Below are 19322 nucleotides of genomic sequence, written 5' to 3'. Positions count from 1 at the left end.
GTCAAGTGCGCGGTCGCACCGGAGTGGTCTCGCCACGACTTGCGCGACGCCCGACCATCACCTCGTGATCGATTGGCACCGATGGCCCCGGTCAGCACTCCGACCACGTCAATTCCGTCGCAGTGGCGTCAGGTGGTCGAGATCGCGAAACAGCCTGTTGCTGTCGCCGATCCGTACACCCTTTTGCCGCCACGGGCTACAGTGGCCCTTATCCTGCCGGGACGGTTAGGGCAGCCCGCAGTCCGATCCCCTCGACGCGGGAGCGTCGGCTGAGCGAGTTCGTGGAACGGGCAGCATGAGGACCAGCGTCAATGCAGGTGAGCGTGGCTACGACCACGCGGCGGTGTACTACGGGTCCTACGATGAACTGCTCGGCGTGGTGCTCCCGTTCGTCCGCGCGGGGCTGGACGCCGGTGAGCCGACCGTGGTGTCGCTGGAGCCGGACAAAGCCGAGCTGGTGCGCGCCGCCCTGCCGGATGAGGCGGACGTGACGTTCCTCGTCGCCGACGACCTCTACGCCCGGCCCGCCGCCGCGATCAAGTCCTACCGCGAGCTGATGGCCGGATACGTGGCCGGTGGTGCACAGCGAATCCGCATCTTCGGCGAGGTCCCCCGGTCGGGCCTGGGCGCCACGTGGGACTGGTGGGCGCGGTACGAAGCGGCGGTCAACCACATCTACGACGAGTTCCCGCTGCGCAGCATGTGCGGCTATGACACCCGCACCACCCCACGCCACGTCCTGGACGACGTGGCGCGCACCCATCCCTTCGTGGCCACCGCGGACGGTCGGCACCTGCGCAACGACCATTACGTCGAGCCACCGTCGTTCCTGTCCGCGCCACGGGCGTTGGTCGACCTCCCGATCCAGCAGACGCCGCCGTTGGTCGACCTGACCGACCCCGCTCCGATCGCCGCACGTCACGCCATGCTGGCCGCCAACCGGACCCGCCTGTCCCCCGACGAGGTCGACGACCTGCTGCTGGCGGTGACCGAGGTCGTGACCAACGCCCTTCGCCACGGCCGCCCACCCGTCCGGCTGCGGGCCTGGTCGGATGCCGGGCAGTTGGTGGTCACGGTGCACGACCGCGGCAGCGGACCGGACGACCCGTTCGCGGGTCTGCTGCCCGCACCAGACCGGTCCAGCGGCGGCTTCGGGCTGTGGCTGGCCCACCAACTGTGCCACCACGTCACCTTCGCGGCCGATGACGACGGCTTCACCATCCGCCTCACCATGGGCGACACCCACCGCACCGGCTGAGCACCACGACTCCTCTCGGCCGGTGCGCAGGAGGAACGTGCCGCACGTGGCTCCGGCTCCGCCACGGTTCAGGGCTTCGCCTTGTTGTCCTTGCCTGTGGTCTTGTCCTTCGCCCGGCCCGGCTGTTGGTCTTGGTGTTCCGGAGCGGGCGGTTGCCGGACGACGAGCCCGCCGGTTTCCTGCTCGATCGGAACCGTGGCGGTCTCGGAAGCGACATCGGCGTCAGGAGCGGTAGCGGGGCCCGGCGGTGGACTCGGTGGCGTGGTGGTGATCGGGGTGGAGGATGTGGATTCGCTCGGCGCGGAGGTCGCCGGAGTGAAGGTCGGTGATACGGCCCAGGCGACGCACACGGCAGACAGCAGTCCCGCGGCCGAAGCGGCAAGCGTCTTCCTCGGCACCTTCACGGGTGAACGGGGTTCGGGCAGCGGTGTCGGCGTATCCCGTCCGTGGGCGTCGCCGAGCCGGCCCTTGGTGGCGCAAGGAAGGCCCGTGTCCAGTATGTGGGCGCAGTCGCGAGCGGTGGGGCGTCGGCGCGGTGACAGCGAGGTCATCAGCGACAGCAGGCGCACCAGGTCGCCGGGCAGGTCGGCGGGAACGGCCGGCGGACGGTGCAGCCGGGCGACGGCCGCCTCGACGTCGCCGCCCGGGTACTCGCGGCGGCCGGTCAGGCACTCCAGCAGCACCAGCCCGAGCGCGTAGACGTCGGCCGCCGTGCCCACTTCCTCGCCGCGGACCTGCTCGGGTGCGAGGTGGGGGGCCGTGCCGACCATCTGCCCGGTGCGAGTGAACCGGGTGGCGCCGGTCAGGTGGGCTAGCCCGAAGTCGGCCAGGTAGGGCCTGCCGTCGCGGTCGAGCAGGATGTTCGACGGTTTGACGTCCCGGTGCACGACGCCCCGCTCGTGCACGTAGGCCAGTGCCTCGGCCAGACGGGCTCCCAGCCGCCGCACCTCCTCGACCGCCAGAGGCCCTCGCGCGATGTGGGTGCGCAGCGTGCGCCCGTCGACCAGTTGGAGCACGAGGAACGCGCCGCGGTCGCTGCCGCCGGTGTCGTAGACCGACACCAGACCGGGGTGCGACAGCCCGGCCAGGGTGCGCACCTCGTTGTCGAACCGCCGCCGGTCGTCGAGGTCCGCGCTGGGCTGGAACAGCTTGACCGCGACATCGCGGCACAACGCCGTGTCCCACGCCCGGTACACCTCGGCCATGCCGCCGGAACCCAGCGCTCCGGCCAGCTTGTAGCGACCGGCCAACAGGTCGTCGCCGTGGGATGGTGACACCGTCGACCCTTCCGGTCCTCAGACTCCCAACATTCCCAGGTGCCCCTTCTTCGGAAGCTCAAACGCCACCCTGCCACGAAGCAGCACAAGGCCGTTTCACATATTCACATCGACGACAACCGAACAATCCACCGTCGTACCCACCGCACTGTTCCGAACGGGTGACGCCGATGTGATCGTGTTACGCCAACAGCGCGTACGCCGATGAACCGGTCAGCGCCAGGGGCACACCCCCGACCCCCGGCGCGCACACCTCGATACAGCGATCACTCATATTCGGAGCCGATCGACCCGCGACCCGTTGAACTTCCATGACGACACGTCGTAACGTCGATGCGCTCGGCGACCACGCGGAGCGTCGGCGGACGCAACCCCGGGATGCGACCTGCACCCGTACGACCGTTCCCGCCCAGCCACGCGAGGAGCGCACGACATGAACGGACACACCACCGAGAGCGGGCAACTCGTCGGCATCACCCACACCGAGCACGAGGGCGTACTCGTCACCACCATCACCGGAGAAATCGACCTGAGCACCGTCGAGGTGATCGACACCGAACTGGCCACCCGGCTCCGCCAACAACCCACAGCCGTGGTCGTCGACCTCGACGCGGTCGACTTCTTCGGCTCCCTGGGCATCACCGCCCTCCTGCAAGCCCGACAGCACGCCGAACGCCGCGGCGTCGGATTCGCAGTCGTAGCCAACAGGCGTCAAGCCCGCAGAGCGCTCGAAGTGACCGACACGCTGCAACCGCTCGGAGTGCGCCGCACACTGGCCGAAGCCGTGGAGCTCGCCCGATCCACCGCATAGCCGACAGCGCGCCCGCTGGACGACATCATCCGCGACGTCCAACGCCTGGTCCCTCACACGTCGACGGGGCGGGCAACATTGTTCACCGGCTACCGTGCCGATCGAGAACCTTCCAGGCCGAGCGCCACCGCCACCGCCACCATCGCGACGCCCGCCGGCCACACCACCAGATCACACACCGCCACCACGGCGTTGACCAGGGCTACCAGCAGAAACACCACGGCAAGCCAGCGCAGGACCGTCGCGGGGCGGCCGGCCACAGGCTCGCGGAGACGGGTTCTCACACCTCATGTATCGCATCTTCCCCGCTCCCGCGTTAACCGGAAAGCGAGGAACCATCACCGCGAACCGTCGCCAGCCGGGACCACGGTGGTGGAAGGAGGGACGGTCATAGGCTCAACTGGCCTGTCGGCGTCTTCTTGGCCACAGCGACCAGCTCCCCGATCCAGTCAGCGGACAAACGCAGTCCTTCGGCATGTTCGACCATCCACTCGGCGGCGTAGCGCTTGCGCGCCGCCGCGGTGATGCACGCGGCGTAGCCCGGGTCGGCGGCCAGTCGGGCGGCCAGCTCCGCCCTCCGTGACAGCAGCGCCTGTTCCTGCTGTTCAACCTGGTCACGCACGAGTTCCAGGGCCACGCTGACGATATGGTTCTCATACCAGCGAAGGCGTGGGTTCCCCAGCAGCTCGTCCAAGCCGGGCACGCCCCGTGCCGCAGCCTGGTGGCCGCGCCAGTTCGCGCGCCGGAATCCCGGATGGGCCGCCACGGTGTCCACCCACCGCCGCACGACGTTCTCGGGCAGATGTTGCGGACGCCTCCTCCTCGTCGTCCTCCGGCGACCACCGTGCAGTGCGTACCCTGTCCGCCGCCGTGTCGGTCAACTGCTCCAGCGGCTCCGACCAGGCCGCGACGGCGGACCAGAGATTGACCACACCACCGTGGGCGAAGCCGACCTCCACCTGCCGGGTCCAGCCGTCGATCCTGTCCAAGGTGGTACGCAGCCTCCGATGATCGGCTTCGGCGAGATGGTCACCGGCTGCGGCCAGCACCGCCGCGGCGTCCACGGTGCGATGGTTGAGGTACAACAGCACCGCGCCGCAGGCGGCTGCGGCGTCGAGAGCCTGGTCCAGGGTGACCTCGTCGTCGAACACGACGGTGTCGACGTCCAGCGACGCCGCCAACACCGTCAGGCCCTTTCGGCGAGCGGTGTCGCGTACGTGTCGTGCATGGTCGGCCAAGCTGTCCCGATCGGCGGCGGCGAACCCGCCCACCGCGTCCTCCACATCCTGGAGCGTCAACATGGTCGGAACTCCACCAGCGGACACCGACAAAACCGGCTGCGCCGACCGCCTGACGGGATAAGTACACCCGATCAGGTGATCCGGTGGGCCGCCAACCCGGTAGAGGGCGAGATGTCCATCCCGACGTAGGCCGTCGCCGACGTTCTCGCCGTCCGACGCAGGCACGCGGAATGCGGGCGGCGTGATCCCGGCGGATCTCGACGACGTCCCGGCCGCAGACCACCCGGATGTCCCGTACACCCCCACGACGCCACCACTGCGACGCCGAGCAGCGACACACATGGGCCGTGGGTTCCCCGACCACTCGGGACGGTTGATCCTCCCGTGTTAGACGGAGCCCGTGCTGGGCGTTCCCGGTGACGCCATGTGGCGACAAGGAAGGGCGCCATGTCCGATCCGCTCCGAAGTGGTGATCTGAGCGAGGACGAGTGTCGGGCGTTGCTGTCCGGTGTCCGGTGGGCGTTGGGTGCACACCGGACACCGATATCAGCGGGATGAGGTCACCTTGTTCCAAGGGCCGCAGCGGCCGGTCGAGGGTGCCGATTGGGTGGCGCAGGCTCGGAATTCCAGGGTGGTCCACGGCCCGTATGGGTCCAGGTCGACGGTCAAGGGCGGGTTGAGGACCCTGCCTTGCGGGCTGTTGCGGTACTGGCTGTTGGGGTTGTGCACAGGAGGCTGGCCTCGGCCGTCCACACGCAGGTCCAATGCTGTGGTGTAGCCGTCGCTTCGGGTGTCGTACAGCTTGATCTGGTTTGCCTCGCGGTAGAACTCGGCTCGCGCGCGGTTGGCCTTGGCCAGCGCAACCGCGTCTGCTGAACCGAGTGGCATTGGAGCCGGTACAGGGGGCATGTCCGCACCCAGAAGTAGGGCGAGCACGATCGCGGCTGCGGCGCTGACCGGTCGAGCGTGCCGGTGTCTGGATGGGCGGTCTCCGACGGAGGGCGCGGCCTCGAAAAAGCCGGCGGACTGCGAACCGGACAGGAGGCGCGGGTCGGAGTTGGTTGAGTCCTTCCGATCGGCGTGGTCGTGCTCGATGCCGGCTGGTGGATAGGCGGCCAGCTCTCGCAGGTGCCGCGCCCGGAGCCGCACCTCCGCCGCGACCTCCAACACAGCCAGCAGGGTGTCCAGCGCCTCTGGGATCGGAATCTGCTTACCCGCGCGGTAGCGGGAGATCGATGTGTTCGACAAGTTCGTCGGGTACCGCGCGTCACGCGACCGCCGCACGATCTCCCGCGCACTCAACCTAGAGCTGGCGTCGCACAGCAATTCGTCGATGAGGGCAGCGAGGCGCTTCCGGGGATCTTGGGTGGGCACGAGCTGCGGCGAGGCCGGGGACATGGGCACGGTGATCGTCTCCTGTTTCAGTGGCGCGACATTTTGGCCGGTCAGAGCACCGGAACGTTCCGGAACACTCGCCGCCGATTGCCGCCCGCCACTCACACACTGTGACATAGGGGATGCAGTCGAGCACACACAGTAGCCACTGCGTCATGCAACACGAAAGGACGCTCATGACCCGTCCACGACGATTCCGAGCCCGGCTCCGGCTGGGACTGCTGATCACCCTCACCACCGCGAGCCTCGTGACCGGACCTGTCTCCTCCTCCGCCGCACCTGCGGCAGGGCAGGACACCGGCGAAGTCTCGGCGGAGATGAGCCAGGCGATCGCCGAGGACCAGGCCACCCTTGACTCCGCAGGGCCGGTCCAGCGGATCCGGTTCGAGTTCCGCAAGAACCACCAGGACCCGACCCGCTCCCGACTGACCCTCTACCGGCTGACCTTGTACAAGGACGGCCCTGTCCGCCGGGTCACCCTCGGATCCTGGCGCGCAGGCTCCGGCATCGGCGGTAACGGCCGGGGACAGGACCCCTGCGCCACGAGCGTCGGCTGGTTGCCCAACGGCGTCTACGACGCCCATCCACGAGAGACCTCCTACCGCGACAACTTCGACGGTGGCCTGATTTTCGGCACGGTATGGCGGCTGCAGAACAAGAAGTGTGCAGCTGGCACCATGCGCACGGATCTGTTCATCCACAGCGAGATGACCCCGAACCGCACCCAGGCCTGCGCCCCCGGCGCCTATCGGGAGAACCAGTGCTGGGACGGCCCTGCGGACTACCGTTCTGAGGGATGCATCAAGCTCAAACCCGCCGACATCGCCGAGGCCGCCCGCCTGGCCCTCACATCAGGCGGCCCACGCCTGGGCGAGATCGGCTATCGCAGGCTCCTCGTGGTCACCAGCTGACATCCACCCGCCCTGTCCGGTCCCTGGGTTCTTCGGGGACCGGACAGGGGATTCGGGAAGGTTCAAGGCACCAAGAACCCCCGTCCTTCTCGCCGAGGCCGTGCAGGTCGTCGGGCGAACGGCCGAGCGCTTCTCCGAACACCAGCACGACCGCAGCGCCGTTGGTGAGATCACCTCGATAGACTGAGCAGCCCAATCGCCACTTTAGGGTGACATTTTCCGCAGCATTGCATATCTGCCCAGATCAACGCGGCTAACGGTTTGCCTTGCGGTCCCGTTACTGATATACGGGTCACCTCGCTCAATTAGCCGCGGTGTAGCTGACCTGGATAGGCCGGTTTGATGAGATTGTTGCCCTCCCGGGGCGTCCGCGTGGTGCTACTGATGCTTCTCGCGGTTATGTTCGCAGTCGTGGTCGTGGCGTTGCTGACCGGCGATCTGGACACTGGCGAGAAGCTCGGCAGCGTGTCGGCGTCGTTCATCGCGATGGTGATGTCCGCCTTGACCGTCGCCGGGCTCGGCTCGGTCGACGACCGTGCTGTCGGCGACACCGACTCCCTCGCCGACGACCTGGCCGGCACGGTGCGCGAGCAGTGGCGTGACGAGGTCGCCGCACGTCGTCTCCACCAACCGCGCTTGCTGCCGCTGACGTGGACCGACGGCCGCGGCACCGGGCGGCTCGACGGCCCGGTCGAGGAGGTCGGCGACAGGCTCGCGCGCGCCTACGGGGAGATCCGCGGCAAGCGGCTGCTGCTGCTCGGCGAGCCCGGGTCGGGCAAGACGGTCGTCGCCATCGTGCTCGTCCTGGGGCTGCTGCGGGCCCGGCGGCCGGGTGATCCGGTTCCGGTGCTGCTCTCGGCGGGGTCGTGGGACCCGGTGGAGGAGTCCTTCGACGACTGGGTCGTGCGGATCATCGCGGCCGAGTACTACAACGGCCGCCGGGACGTCGCGACGAGGCTGCTGCGGGACGACAAGCTCCTGGTCGTGCTCGACGGTCTGGACGAGATGCCCGAGATCGACCGGCGCAACGCGGTGCAAGGCGTCAACGCCGCGTTGGGCGGCGATCGACCGATCGTGGTGACCTGCCGGATCGCCGAGTACGAGGACATGATCGCCAACGGCGCCCCGCCGTTGCGCAAGGCCGTGCCCGCACGCATTCTGCCCTTGTCCGGCGAGGACGCCGTCACCTACCTGCGCGAGGTGGCGCCGTGGCCGCCGGGAACGTCGTGGGCGCCCGTCTTCGAGGTCCTCCGCGGCGGTCGTTCCACGGCCGTCGCCGCGGCCCTGTCGACGCCGTTGATGGTGAGCCTGGCTCGCACCACCTACCAGCGGTGTGGGGGCGATCCGGCGCAGCTGCTCGACGCACGGGCGTTCCCCGGTCGTGACGCCGTCGAGCACCACCTGGTGCACCGGCTGGTGGACGCGGCCTACGCACCCGATCCGCTGCCGTCGGGCGAGTTGGGCACCGTGCCGTCGAGCCGCTGGTCGGCCGCACAGGCCCGGCGCTGGTTGGCGTTTCTCGCCCGCTACCTGCACCGCCACCGCGAACGCGACCTGGCGTGGTGGCGGATGGGTGACCGGCTGGTCTCGCCGTGGCTCGCGCCGGTCTTCGGGGCCGCGGCGGGACTGTCGTTGCTCCTGGTGATCGTCGCCTTGGGACCGGTGGCCGGGGTGAGGTCCAGCGAGAACCTGTTCCTGTTCGGGCTCGGCGCGGGTGCCGTCCTCACGGTCCTGGCGACCGCGCTGTGGTTCGGCACGACGGGCCGCGAACCCGAGCGCATGAACCTGCGGGTGCGCGGCTCGGCTGCCCGCGCCCGCCGCGGCTTCCGGGTGGGTGCGGCCTTCGTCCTGCTGCCCGCAGCGCCCCTGCTCGCCGGCCTGACCGTCCTGATCCTCGCCCACGACTCGTCCACCTTCGCGTTCGTGAGCGATCAGGTCGGCGTGATGGCGCTGTTGTCGGGCCTCGCGGTCGTGGCGGGAGCCTCCGTCGCGGCACACGACTGGCTCGGTGACCGGCCCGAGCACTCGACCCGGTCGACGCCCGCGCTGCTCCTGCGCCAGGATCGCCGGTCGTCCCTGGTGGGCGCGACTCTCGCGGGCATCGTCGCGGCGATCACCAGCCTGCCGCTGCTGATGGTCGCGGGCATCGTCGGCGAACTGCTCGGTGCGGTCGTGGCCCACGGGTTGGGCCGGCACGGCGGGCCTCGAATGGACCTGGGTCCGCTCGACCTCGACACACCGCTCGACCAGATCACCACCGCCGCCGTCCTGCCGGGCGTCGGTGCCGCGATCCTCATCCTCTTCACCCGTGCCTGGCCGCGTTTCCTCCTCGCCCGCCTGGCCCTGGCCGCGCGCCGCCGGCTCCCGGTACGGCTGCCCGCCTTCCTCGCGGACGCCCGCGCACGCGGCCTGCTGCGCCACTACGGCGGCACCTACCAGTTCCGCCACGTCCGCCTCCAGGAACAGCTCTACGCACGTGCCGCCGACACCCGGCCGGCCGACGAGGCCGTGAGACCGCGCCGTCGGCTGATCGGGCTGGCAGTCGTGCTGACGCTCGTCGGGGCCCTCCTCGCCACGTGGACCACGTACAACCGCTTCCGCTGCGCTCCCCTGTTCACCCTCGGGGACCAGACCGATCAGACGTTGACCACGACCGCGCGCGGTGACGAGTGCGTCGGTGTCGTCGCCGAATCCGAATGGGACCGATTGGCACTTCCACCGGACGTGGTGCGGCGGATGCGCGAGGGGAATCGGCTAACCTCGGCCCGACCCGACACGCCCGCGCTCGTCGTGGTCGCCCCCCTGCGCTCGCCCGCGGCCGACCAGGCCGACTCCCTCGCGCGCCGGCTCGACGCCATCACCGCGGCCCAACACCACAGCCGCGCGCACCGCCCGTTCCGGACGATCCTGGTCTCCGTTCCCGACGCGGACCACGACAAGTACAGCGGCAGCTCGTTCACCGAAGCACTGCAGCGCCTGATGTCATTCATGGAACGGACGAAGAAGTCGCCGATCGCGCTGCTCGTCCTCGACGAGGCCACCGACCGGTCCAGCGACACCGTGGGTGGGATCGCCGGGTCGGCGCCGTACTTCTTCCTCGGAGGCTCGGCGACGAGGAACGAGCGCCTGATGCCAGGTGCCGCGCGCCTGTGGAGCTACGCCCGCACCCTAAACGGCGACCGCCCGCCCCCGGTGCACAGCTACACTCGCCACTACTGGATCGACAGCTGTCGATCGACCAAGCCGACAGCAGTCTTCATCCCCGACAGGCTCACAGCTCTCGACCTCTTCGACGAATGCCCCGGAGTCACCCACGTCGTGCTCGGTTACACGCCCGACGCCGCCGAGATGGCCGAGTTCAGCCCGGCCACCGTGCATTACTCCTCGGAGCAGGGTGGCGAACTCGATCACGCCGCCTGTGACGCGGCAGTCCGGCAGGCGTCCCCGGCGCGGACGGACGGGTGCGACGGAGTTCAGACGATCGCCTTCGAAGCGGTGATGGCTGTCGTGGGAGAACGCACCACGACGGTGCGGACCACCAATTAGACTCGGTCGCGGCGGCGAGCGCCCGACTGAGCTGAGAGGGACTCGAACCTGCACACTGAACGGCCGGGGTTTTGGCACTCTTGGCCGGCCAAGCCCAAATCTAGGATCTTGGTGCCGAAGGCGTGCAGTCCGTGACCGCGGGTGGCCGCGTGGCACCGGCCCGCACGTCAAGGGCTCCCCACGAGTCGTCGGACGCTGAAGCGGGGGTCGGTACGGAGTTTGTCCTGGACCGCCTTGATCGTCGGTGTGGTGACCGCGTGGCGTAGTCCGTCTGCGAGGGAGCGCCGGACTCGTTGGTCGCGGTCCTCGGCGAGGAGTAGGCCGATCATGGGGTCGTTGGGTTCACCGGCCGCCCAGGTGATGCCTGCGAGTGCGCGAGCGGCCCAGTCCTGTTGCACCGCGAGCAGCGGTACGTCTCTGGCCAGGTCGTCCGGCTTGACTGTGCGCAGTGCGCGCACGACGAGTCGGCCGCTGCTCTCGCTCGTGCCGAGAAGGTTGATCGCACGGTTGCGGACCCGGTCCCGCTGATCCTGTGTCCGGGCGAGGGATGCGGCCAGCACCAGCGCGTACGGGCGGGTGTCCAGGGTCATGCCGCTGACCTGGACTGGCCCCAGCGGGTGGCTGCCCATGTTCAGCGCCAGGTCGGCTGCTGTCGGCGTGGAGTCGGCGGCATGCTCCATCGCTTGCTCGAAGAACTCGTCCACGTCGTCGAGATCGTGGGCGAGGTGACCGGCGGCGAGGAAGTAGTTACTGCGGTTCCACCCCGGCTCGTACGGTGATCGCACCCGTTCCAGTTGTATGCGGACCAGGTTCTTGCGGTCTTCTTTCGGCAAGGGCATCGCCAGCAGCGCCTGACGTTCGGCGTCGGTGCCGAGACCGATGGAAGTCGCCGTGTTGTTCAGGGTTGCGCTGAGGTTGGCACTCGCGGCTTGTGCCGCATTCAGTTGCGCTTCCGTCGGTTCGTCGGTGATCCGGGATAGCAGCGAGGCCGCGTAGCGGTTGCCATCGGAGGCGAGCGTGCCGAGGCGGTCGCGTATGAGTTCGGGGTAGTCCAAGAACAGGTTGTGGGCTTCGTACTCCGCCTTGCGCGAGACGCCGGAGTCGTCCGCGGCCACCAAGTCGAGCAGCTGCCCGATCGCAGCGACACGCAGTGCCGGGTGACCGGCGGCGATGCCCACGCAAGCGCGGACATGGCTGTCGTCGGTGTGGTGGTAGGTGTTGGATTTTCGCGGAACGTACGGCAGCAGGTAGTCGAGCAGTTCCGCAGCTGCTTCAGGTGTAATCCTGTCGGCCAGCTCCGCGAGTACCTTGAGCGCCTCCAAGCGGACGAACGGCCCGTACCGGGTACTGTCACCGGCAGCGGTGACCTTCATGGCCGCCCACGCCGTATCACGGAACAATCGATCATATGCCGACGTGACCCGCTCGGGCGGCAACGACGTCGACACCACCCGTAGCCCACCACCTTGACGTCGTGTCCGGTACGCAACACCGGACAAACCGATCATCCGCAGGGTCATCGGCGCCGCGGTCGACCAGGGACGTGGGCAGCCAGGCGGCGAAACCATAGGTCAACCGCCACAAACGGGCCAAGGCGAAATCCTCGGACTCGTCACCGACGACCACCACCCCCGTGCGCCGTCGGCCGAAGCTCGACACCTCCACCAACCCCGCCATCGACCGCGTCCACGCGGTCGGGAGTCGATCCATCCGCACGGTCGGACCTTCCGGCGGACTCCAGACCAGTTCCTCGGGCGCCGCCGTGTCGAAGCCTCCCACATCCAGGACAACAGCCGATCAAGCGTCCGACCCTCCATCACCGGCTCAGCAGCGTCGACATCCGGGGACTCGACCAAACCCACGTGATCGGTAACAAGCAGCCCGACAGAACCACCCCATCCTGGCGGACAGGCCGCAACCACCAGCTGGCCCGGACACGTCACCCCCTCGCTGCCGGGGAACGTGCCAGACACCGACAGAGCGGACTGGAGCACCCGACCGCCATCGTCGTGGAGTTCGTCCTCGTCCTCATCCCAATCGTCATCCAGCCTGACGCGGTAGGGCGAGCACACCGCGGCGACCATGTCACGTGCCACCTGATCACCTTGGGTCCGCAGCGGAAGCAACTGGTTCTCCGCCACCCACTGCTCGTGCTCGGCCCCGCTCAGCAGCTCCCCGTCCTCCCGGTTCACACAAACCGATCCCGGCGACAGCCGCTCCAATTCCCCCAAGGGCATCGAGACGGTGACGACGAAGTCGGGGTCATAGGCACGACACGCCCGCAGCAACCGCTGATCGACACGACCATCGCGGTGCGGCACCAACGCGAAGCCAGCGCCTCCCCACACCCGCCCCGCCGCGTACAACGCCCGCCGAGCACGGTGATGCCAGTGCACCCCAGCGTCGAACACCACCACGACACGAGGCGGACGCAACCCCATGCTCACCGTCGCGTACGACACCGCAGGTCCGACCGTCACCGCCATACCTAATCACGCCATGGACGAGCATCCCCCTTATGGCGCGAAGACACGCAAAGGCCGGATGCGGGACGCTGGCTGCATGACCAATCACCGTGCTGCCGGTGATACACCGCCCGCGCCTCTACCCCCACGGCGAACCGCGAACAAGCCCTTGTCAGGCTGGACGGTCCTCTCGTACATCGTAGTGGGGCTGCTCCTTGCCTCGGGAGCGTTATGGGCACAGCTTGCTTGGCTTGACAGCCAACCGCTGCCTTCGGACAAACGAGTGGACGCCGTACTGCGGGCGGCAGCCCTCTCGGTGTCGACGTTGGGCGCCGTGGGCGCCGTGTTCGTTGCCTACCTGGCCGTACGTCGTCAACGTACCCACGAGCAGGAGTTGGAGACCCGCCGTGCAGAGCTAGATACGCGCCGCGCCGAAGTGGACGTTCTTCATGCTGAACTGGCTCAACGCGACCGAGCCCAAGAGCACACCGAGCAAGCCGCCGAGGGCACACGCGAACTCGCCAAACAGGTTGCCATTGACACCGCAATCGAAGCCGCCGCCCGCCGGGAAGCCGACCAGTTTACCCAAGCCATCAGCCATCTTGGATCAGACGCGGCACCAGTGAGGTTAGCCGGTCTGCTCACCCTGGAACAACTTGCCCAAGAAAGCGACTCGCGGCGGGAGGCTGTCCTAGACCTTGTATGCGGTTATCTCAGGATGCCGTTCGAACCTCCAGATCCAACCCTGCTAGAAGCTCCACCGTCCAGAGAAGACCAGACATCGAAGACGCATACCGACTATCAGATCAACATCAGGGAACGCGAGGTCCGTCTGACCGCTCAAAAACTGCTCAACACTCACCTTAGTCCACTTCGCGACAAACAGGGTAAGCCAACCAATCATAAATACTGGGGCGGCGACACTAGGGTCGAACTTGACCTTACGGGCGCCACTCTAATGAACTTCAGCCTCAATGGCTGCGAGGTTGGAGACCTCCATTTTGGCGGAGCGAACTTTTACGGAGACACCTACTTCACCCTGATGGTCGTACAGGGCGTGACAAATTTCGACCATGCATGTTTCCACAACAAGCCACACCTCGCCCTAGGAAAACCGACAACCGAGATCGAGTGGTGGCCCCCCAAAAATAGTAACGAGGCTAACTTCATGTCGACACGGTTCCAGGAAAGCGTCACCCTCCGACACGTCAAGTTCCTCTGCGATGCCCGATTTCACGGCAGCGTAAAGTTTGCCCAGGATCTCTGGCTCACTGACGCCGTCTTCGAAGGCGAGGTCGATTTCTTCGGCGTTACACTCAACCAAGTCCACCATGCTAACACGGCAACTTTCAAACGAGGCTTCCCACAACAATTTAAACAGCAGAATAATTGAGTAATACTGGGAGACCCTGCGTCATGTGACAGTAAACGACAGAGCAAGTCGACATCCCGAGGAGGAATGCGGCAAGCCCTTTCCCGCTGGGCCTGCTGATCCTGGTGCTGTTCCTCATCGCGGTGGTCTTCTTGATCGGGTCGATAAAAACACCTGAAGAAGGTTCCCGCGTTCTTCGACAAGCCAGCGGCCACCGAACCCAAGACCGGGGACGACAGCAAGAAAGACTAGCCGAAGTCCAGCTTCAACACGCCGTCCGTGTGCCACACGACCAGCCGGTGGTCCCGGGTCCAGATCAGGTCCTCCAGCTTGGACTCCATGTCGATCGACGCCAGTTCACGGGCCGTTCCGCCGCGACCGCACATCCAGACGCGGACCCGGCCTCCTGCACCCCCAGCTGCGATGAGCGCCTGCCCAGCGGTGGGAAATACGAGGTCGACACGGCGGACCGAGGCGAGCCCGTGGTGCCATGGCCGTGACCACGGAGCGAACTGGTCGGCCGCAAGCGACAGCAGGCTAATGCGGTCGCCGATGTCCAACGCGACAACCGGCTCAGCCGCGTCGTACCCGATCGCGACCTCGACGATGTAGTCGTGGTCGAGATCGGCCAACCGCTTGCCGGGACGGGCGATGAATGTCGCCGCGCCCGTGACGAGCATCCGTGGTTCACCGCGCACCCAGTAGGGCTGAGGCCACTCCCGCTGTTCGATTGGGTCCGCCTCGAAGTGGTCTGTCGTGGCGTGCCACCTGTTGCCGTCCCACTTCCACCAGGTCAGCTCGCCGTATGGGTTCCACACGACCACTAGCGACCCGGTGTCGTCCACGGACAGGTACGACTCATCCTCGTGATGCCCGACCGGTGTGATCGCTGGCCGCGTCTTACGGAATCCCTGCGGGCTGTACTCCCACAACTCCACCGCTCCGGCGCGCCGACGCAGTGCGATCACCGGTCTGTTGGGCGCGTGTGTGATGACTTCGATGTCTTTCCCGGCTGCGGTCTCGACGTGCTGTACGAGGTAGTCGGTCACCGTTGTCACCTCCATGCCGTCGCTTCGCAGGTTCCTCGCGACGACCTCGGTGCCGTTACCTCGTAGGAAACGAATCACCTTGGTGTCGGCAGGGATAGCCGGCGGTATGGCTGCCGAGGACGGCGGCCGGTCGACGTCCCACATCTGGACGTGATCAAGAGTGTGCGTGAGGACTACAGGAGCGCCGTATGGGCCATTGCCGATCGCGAGCGAGCCGGCGATGGGCTGGTTCACGGCCAGGGGCTCGCCGAGCGGGACAACTTCGGTACCTACCTCGTACAACGTGGCTCCGCCGAACATGCCGGACGTCACGGCGACCGCCCGACCGTCCATCAGCACGCCCGTGGCGAGGACGTTCCGCCATGCGGTCCGCGGGGGCGACGTGGTCCTCATACCTACTGCGACCACGGGGAACGGTATATCGGCGATCTGCTCCAGCGGGCCCGGCGACCGGTCTGTGAATGCGACTAACAGCACTGGTCCGTCCGCCGTGGTAGCGAAGCGGACGACGCTGAAGGTGCCTACCGCCCGGTGGGTCGCCGCGTGCATGACGACCCTATTCGAGGTCAGGGCCGCGAATCGCACGAGATCAGAGTCAGCACAAGCCAGATGGACGGTGTCGCCCTCAGCGGTGATCGCGCACGTGTGGCCCGGGAGCGGCACCCGGTGTAACAGGGAGGGGACATCGTCAGTGAAGTCGACGACCCACAGCGAGAAGCCGTCCACCACGCTGGCGAGCAGTCTGCCGTCCTGGGTGACGGTCGTGTCCACGTCGCCGACGCCGCGCATCCCGCCGAGCTGGATTGTCCCGGTGACGTGTAGCCGATCGGTGAACGACCACCTCAAGAGGACGCCGTCCCGGCTCGTGCTCAACCCCACCTCTCGCCCGTCAGTCAGCACCTCCTGCGCGTGTACCTCAATGTATGGGTCACCCGTGACTAAACGGTCCACCTCGATAAGGCGGTAATCCCGGTACCGGTGCAGTACGGCGACCCCGTCGCGGCCGGTGGTCAAAACTGCTGGGTTACCCCGAGAGTCCAACCACATGCCAGCCCGCGTCAGCTGTGAAACAGGGCCGAGCACCTGGTGACTGTCCTCCGGGTGTCGCTGTGCCAACACCACCGCGCGCCATGCGATCGGGCCGCTGACCTCGTCGGCGAGCGAGTCGAAGCCAGTCTGCCTCGCCTTCAACGCGAACCAGGCGGCACGGTGGGCGCGGTCGCCGTCCTTGAAGGTGTGCAGCGCGCGGCGATAGATGTGGCGGACCAGGCCGGCCCGTTCGGAGGTCACGTGTGCAAAGTGGGGCACTATTCGTTCTGGGTCGACCTCCAGCATGAAGTCGAGGTCTTCGACCAGGTCGTCCAGACGACCGGCGGCGACGGCGTGCTGGGTCAAATGCGTGCGGACGTACTCGGGCGTGTCCTCCCACCTGGTTACCAGCCCGCGCAGGGTTTCGTAGACCACCGGTTCCGCGCCCGGCCGTTCGGCGCGGAACGCATCGTCCAAGGCCTGGTGGAAGAGCCGGAACGTCCCGGCGGTCTGCTCGACCAGGTAACCGGTCGTATAAGTCAGGACTTCACGAAGGTCGCGGGCGGTGTAGTCAGCGGCGCTCACAGCGTTGGCCAAGGCCAGCCACAGCGGTCCTTCCGGCAGGCCCGAGCCCTCGGCGTAGGCGAGCGGCAGGAGCAGGTCACGTGCCAACTGCGGCCGGTCGAACCGCACGGTCAGGTAGTCGTCGACGGCTGCGCCGACGCTAGTCGGCAGCCGGTCCAAGCCGGTCAGGCAGGCCAGTTGGGCGACGAGGAAGTTCCCGCCCGCGTGCTCGGCGATGGCTGCGGCCCGAATATGGTCGCCTACCCGATGTTCGACGTAGGTGATCACGTCCTGGTGGTCGAGGTAGCCCTCGGAGTCGAGGTCGAGCACCACTGGGTTGCCGAGCCTGGTCAGCAGGGCGTTCGTGGTCGACCCGCGTGCGCCTACGCGCGTGCCGACCACGACGTGCCGCTCCGAGTGCGTGGCCAGCCGGTTGAGCATGGTGGCGATTGCCATCGGCGCGTCGCCCGCCGCCTCGTCCAGCGCGTCGACCACGACCGAGATGGGCCCGCAGCGTTGCAGCAGCTCGATCTGGTCGGCCGCTTCGACATCGGCGGCGTCGGCGATGGCACGGACGATGTCCATCAACGTCTTGCCGCGGGCGTGGACGGCGACGGTCACGCTGCCGACCGGCGGGAGAGCGACCTCGGGCGGGAGGCTGTCCTCGGGCACGAGTGGGCGGCCCGCCCGATCGGCCAGCATGACGGTCCGCGCGATCACGGCGCTCTTTCCGCAACCGGGGCTGCCGACCACCGCCCGCACCCGCCCGTCGGCTGGTCCTTGCAGGTAGGACGCCAGTTCCGTCAACGCCCGGTGCCGCCCGACGAAGTGCCAGACGTCGGTGGGCTCGTGCGGTTCGACGCCGCGCGCCCGGGGCAGCCAGTGAGTGTCGAACGCGTCGTCCAGGTCGACCCGCCAACCCGTGTAGGTGGCGGCGGACGGCCACCGCCGGACGATCTCCTCGACCGGGATGAGGTTGCCGCCGCCCACAGCCTTATGCGCGGTCACGACGATGCCGACGACCGCGCGCACGTCGTCGTCCCACACCGGCGCACCGGAGAAGCCGCGGGCGATGGGGTGACCGGAGGTGTGTTCCAGCTGCACCCAGCCCGGACCGACCCGCCCGCCGATCCGGCCGCGCGACTCGGTGTGGTGGCCGCCCGCGAAGCCCTGCACCAGGTACGTGTGGTCGCTCATCGCGGTCGGCGCCCGCAACGGCGCGCACACAGCGCCCGGAACCGGGGTGGTCAGGCGCAGGACGGCCAGGTCGCCGTCTTCGACCGGGTCACGGAACTCGACCGACGCGGCGACCGTGACGCCGAGGTGGACCAGGGTCACGTCCACCGAATCGTGGGGCACGACGTGGGCGCACGTCAGCACGAGGTCCGGTGCGATGAGCACGCCCGAGCCGACCTCACCCACCCGCGCCAACCAGGGCGGGCGCTCCCGGTAGCTCGCGCGCACAGTCCTTGAGCCTACTGCCGGTACCAGACGCGGCGGGCGGGCACGAGCAGATCTCCCGGCATCCAGGAGCAGCCCTTCCATCGCACGTAGAACAGGTCGGAGAAGTCCCTCTCCGGGTATTTGGATCCGCATCTGCGTCGGCCAGCCTGAGATCCTACAAGCGGTTCTTTGCCAAATTTTCTCTCGCGCTACTGTTGGTGGCACGCTAATTGAGATCAACCATCTTCCCGACCGATGATTTCACTCAGCGGAGGCGGTTCCCTCGGAGCTTTACAGTAAATCTGGCCGAACAGCGGAGTCTTCCAGGCAATCGGGTTCTGGATGGGACCTCCTGCAGAGACGGTTCCTCTGGGGCCAACCGTCACCATGCCAGTCTTCGCGGTTGTGCGCAGTTAGCATATCGCCTGATGTGGACCGAAGGAGCGCCGCAGACTCACCGAGACATCACAGGGAGTACTTACCGAGGCGTCCAACTGTTTCGCTGAGCAAAAGCTGGTGTGGGAAATTTCCCACGCATGCGATAGAGTCATCTTAGCCGGTAGGGTGTACCCATGGACCATTACCTGTCGAAGGTGGTGGGAGATTTCCCACTAGCAAGTGGACGAGCAATCGGACACATCAATTGCCCCACGAAGCTTTCCTGAGTCTATCAGGAGGCGGCGTGGGGCTTTGTGTTCCGCAGGTCGCTCCGACTGGTGCGACGGACTGCCGCCTCTGCGGCGCGAGGCACGTCGTAGGGGTGCGGTCGGTGCCGGCAGTGCCAGACGCCGCGTCTCCGCTTCTGACGCTCCCCCGCACTGTCGGGTCGCTCGGCGGCGCGTGTTCCTTCTGTGTCGGATCGGACGGTGTCCGTCGATCGGATGACGTTGCCGGTGGCGAGGGAAAGCCTGTCCTGTGGTGATTGGCGGCGTGATGGCGCGCGGTGCGGGGTTCGCTTTCG

General features: G+C 67.5%; 12 protein-coding genes. 5 read left to right on the top strand and 7 right to left on the bottom strand.

Annotation, left to right across the window (positions count from 1 at the left end; translation table 11 throughout):
• Positions 1 to 295: 295 nt before the first annotated feature.
• Positions 296 to 1258, top strand: a complete 963-nt coding sequence (locus ACQPYE_RS17815) for an anti-sigma factor RsbA family regulatory protein (RefSeq protein WP_498722454.1) — start codon at positions 296 to 298, stop codon at positions 1256 to 1258.
• A gap of 68 nt (positions 1259 to 1326) precedes the next feature.
• Here the strand turns inward: ACQPYE_RS17815 and ACQPYE_RS17810 are convergent, their stop codons facing one another.
• The gene (locus tag ACQPYE_RS17810; protein WP_498722453.1) at positions 1327 to 2535 is read right to left on the bottom strand and encodes a serine/threonine-protein kinase; all 1209 of its coding nucleotides are present in this window, start codon (positions 2533 to 2535) and stop codon (positions 1327 to 1329) included.
• A gap of 433 nt (positions 2536 to 2968) precedes the next feature.
• Here ACQPYE_RS17810 and ACQPYE_RS17805 point away from each other — a divergent pair, with 433 nt between their 5' ends.
• On the top strand, positions 2969 to 3346 hold the full coding sequence (locus ACQPYE_RS17805; RefSeq protein WP_498722452.1) for an STAS domain-containing protein: 378 nt from the start codon (positions 2969 to 2971) through the stop codon (positions 3344 to 3346).
• A gap of 89 nt (positions 3347 to 3435) precedes the next feature.
• Here the strand turns inward: ACQPYE_RS17805 and ACQPYE_RS17800 are convergent, their stop codons facing one another.
• From ACQPYE_RS17800 to ACQPYE_RS17785, 4 genes are all read right to left on the bottom strand, one after another.
• Complete coding sequence (locus tag ACQPYE_RS17800) at positions 3436 to 3567, bottom strand: hypothetical protein (RefSeq protein ID WP_498722451.1); 132 nt, start codon at positions 3565 to 3567, stop codon at positions 3436 to 3438.
• A 167-nt stretch (positions 3568 to 3734) separates the two neighbouring features.
• Entirely contained in the window at positions 3735 to 4040 is a 306-nt protein-coding gene (locus ACQPYE_RS17795) for a hypothetical protein (protein WP_498722449.1), read from the bottom strand.
• Entirely contained in the window at positions 4000 to 4647 is a 648-nt protein-coding gene (locus ACQPYE_RS17790) for a hypothetical protein (protein WP_498722448.1), read from the bottom strand. The genes ACQPYE_RS17795 and ACQPYE_RS17790 overlap by 41 nt, the downstream gene beginning before the upstream one ends.
• A 486-nt stretch (positions 4648 to 5133) precedes the next feature.
• Complete coding sequence (locus ACQPYE_RS17785) at positions 5134 to 6087, bottom strand: hypothetical protein (protein ID WP_498722447.1); 954 nt, start codon at positions 6085 to 6087, stop codon at positions 5134 to 5136.
• A gap of 71 nt (positions 6088 to 6158) precedes the next feature.
• Here ACQPYE_RS17785 and ACQPYE_RS17780 point away from each other — a divergent pair, with 71 nt between their 5' ends.
• Both ACQPYE_RS17780 and ACQPYE_RS17775 read left to right on the top strand, forming a co-directional pair.
• A complete protein-coding gene (locus ACQPYE_RS17780; RefSeq protein ID WP_498722446.1) occupies positions 6159 to 6893 on the top strand; it encodes a hypothetical protein in 735 nt (244 codons plus the stop codon).
• 384 nt (positions 6894 to 7277) lie between these two features.
• Positions 7278 to 10439 carry an NACHT domain-containing protein gene (locus tag ACQPYE_RS17775; protein WP_498722445.1) on the top strand — a complete coding sequence of 1054 codons (3162 nt, stop codon included), beginning with the start codon at positions 7278 to 7280 and terminating at the stop codon, positions 10437 to 10439.
• Between the two features lie 167 nt (positions 10440 to 10606).
• Here ACQPYE_RS17775 and ACQPYE_RS17770 read toward each other — a convergent pair whose 3' ends face one another.
• The gene (locus tag ACQPYE_RS17770; RefSeq protein ID WP_498722444.1) at positions 10607 to 11887 is read right to left on the bottom strand and encodes a hypothetical protein; all 1281 of its coding nucleotides are present in this window, start codon (positions 11885 to 11887) and stop codon (positions 10607 to 10609) included.
• A 991-nt stretch (positions 11888 to 12878) separates the two neighbouring features.
• Between ACQPYE_RS17770 and ACQPYE_RS17765 the strand changes: the two genes are divergently transcribed.
• A complete protein-coding gene (locus tag ACQPYE_RS17765; RefSeq protein ID WP_498722443.1) occupies positions 12879 to 14297 on the top strand; it encodes a pentapeptide repeat-containing protein in 1419 nt (472 codons plus the stop codon).
• A 227-nt stretch (positions 14298 to 14524) separates the two neighbouring features.
• On the opposite strand, the gene ACQPYE_RS17760 is transcribed toward ACQPYE_RS17765, so the two are convergent.
• The gene (locus tag ACQPYE_RS17760; protein ID WP_498722442.1) at positions 14525 to 18382 is read right to left on the bottom strand and encodes a serine protease; all 3858 of its coding nucleotides are present in this window, start codon (positions 18380 to 18382) and stop codon (positions 14525 to 14527) included.
• Between the last annotated feature and the right edge of the window lie 940 nt (positions 18383 to 19322).

Source organism: Actinosynnema sp. CA-299493 (genome assembly GCF_050946825.1).
Classification (GTDB): Bacteria; Actinomycetota; Actinomycetes; order Mycobacteriales; family Pseudonocardiaceae; genus Actinosynnema.
The sequence above is the reverse complement of the archived record's forward strand: the minus strand, read 5'-3'. Positions and strand labels throughout refer to the sequence as shown.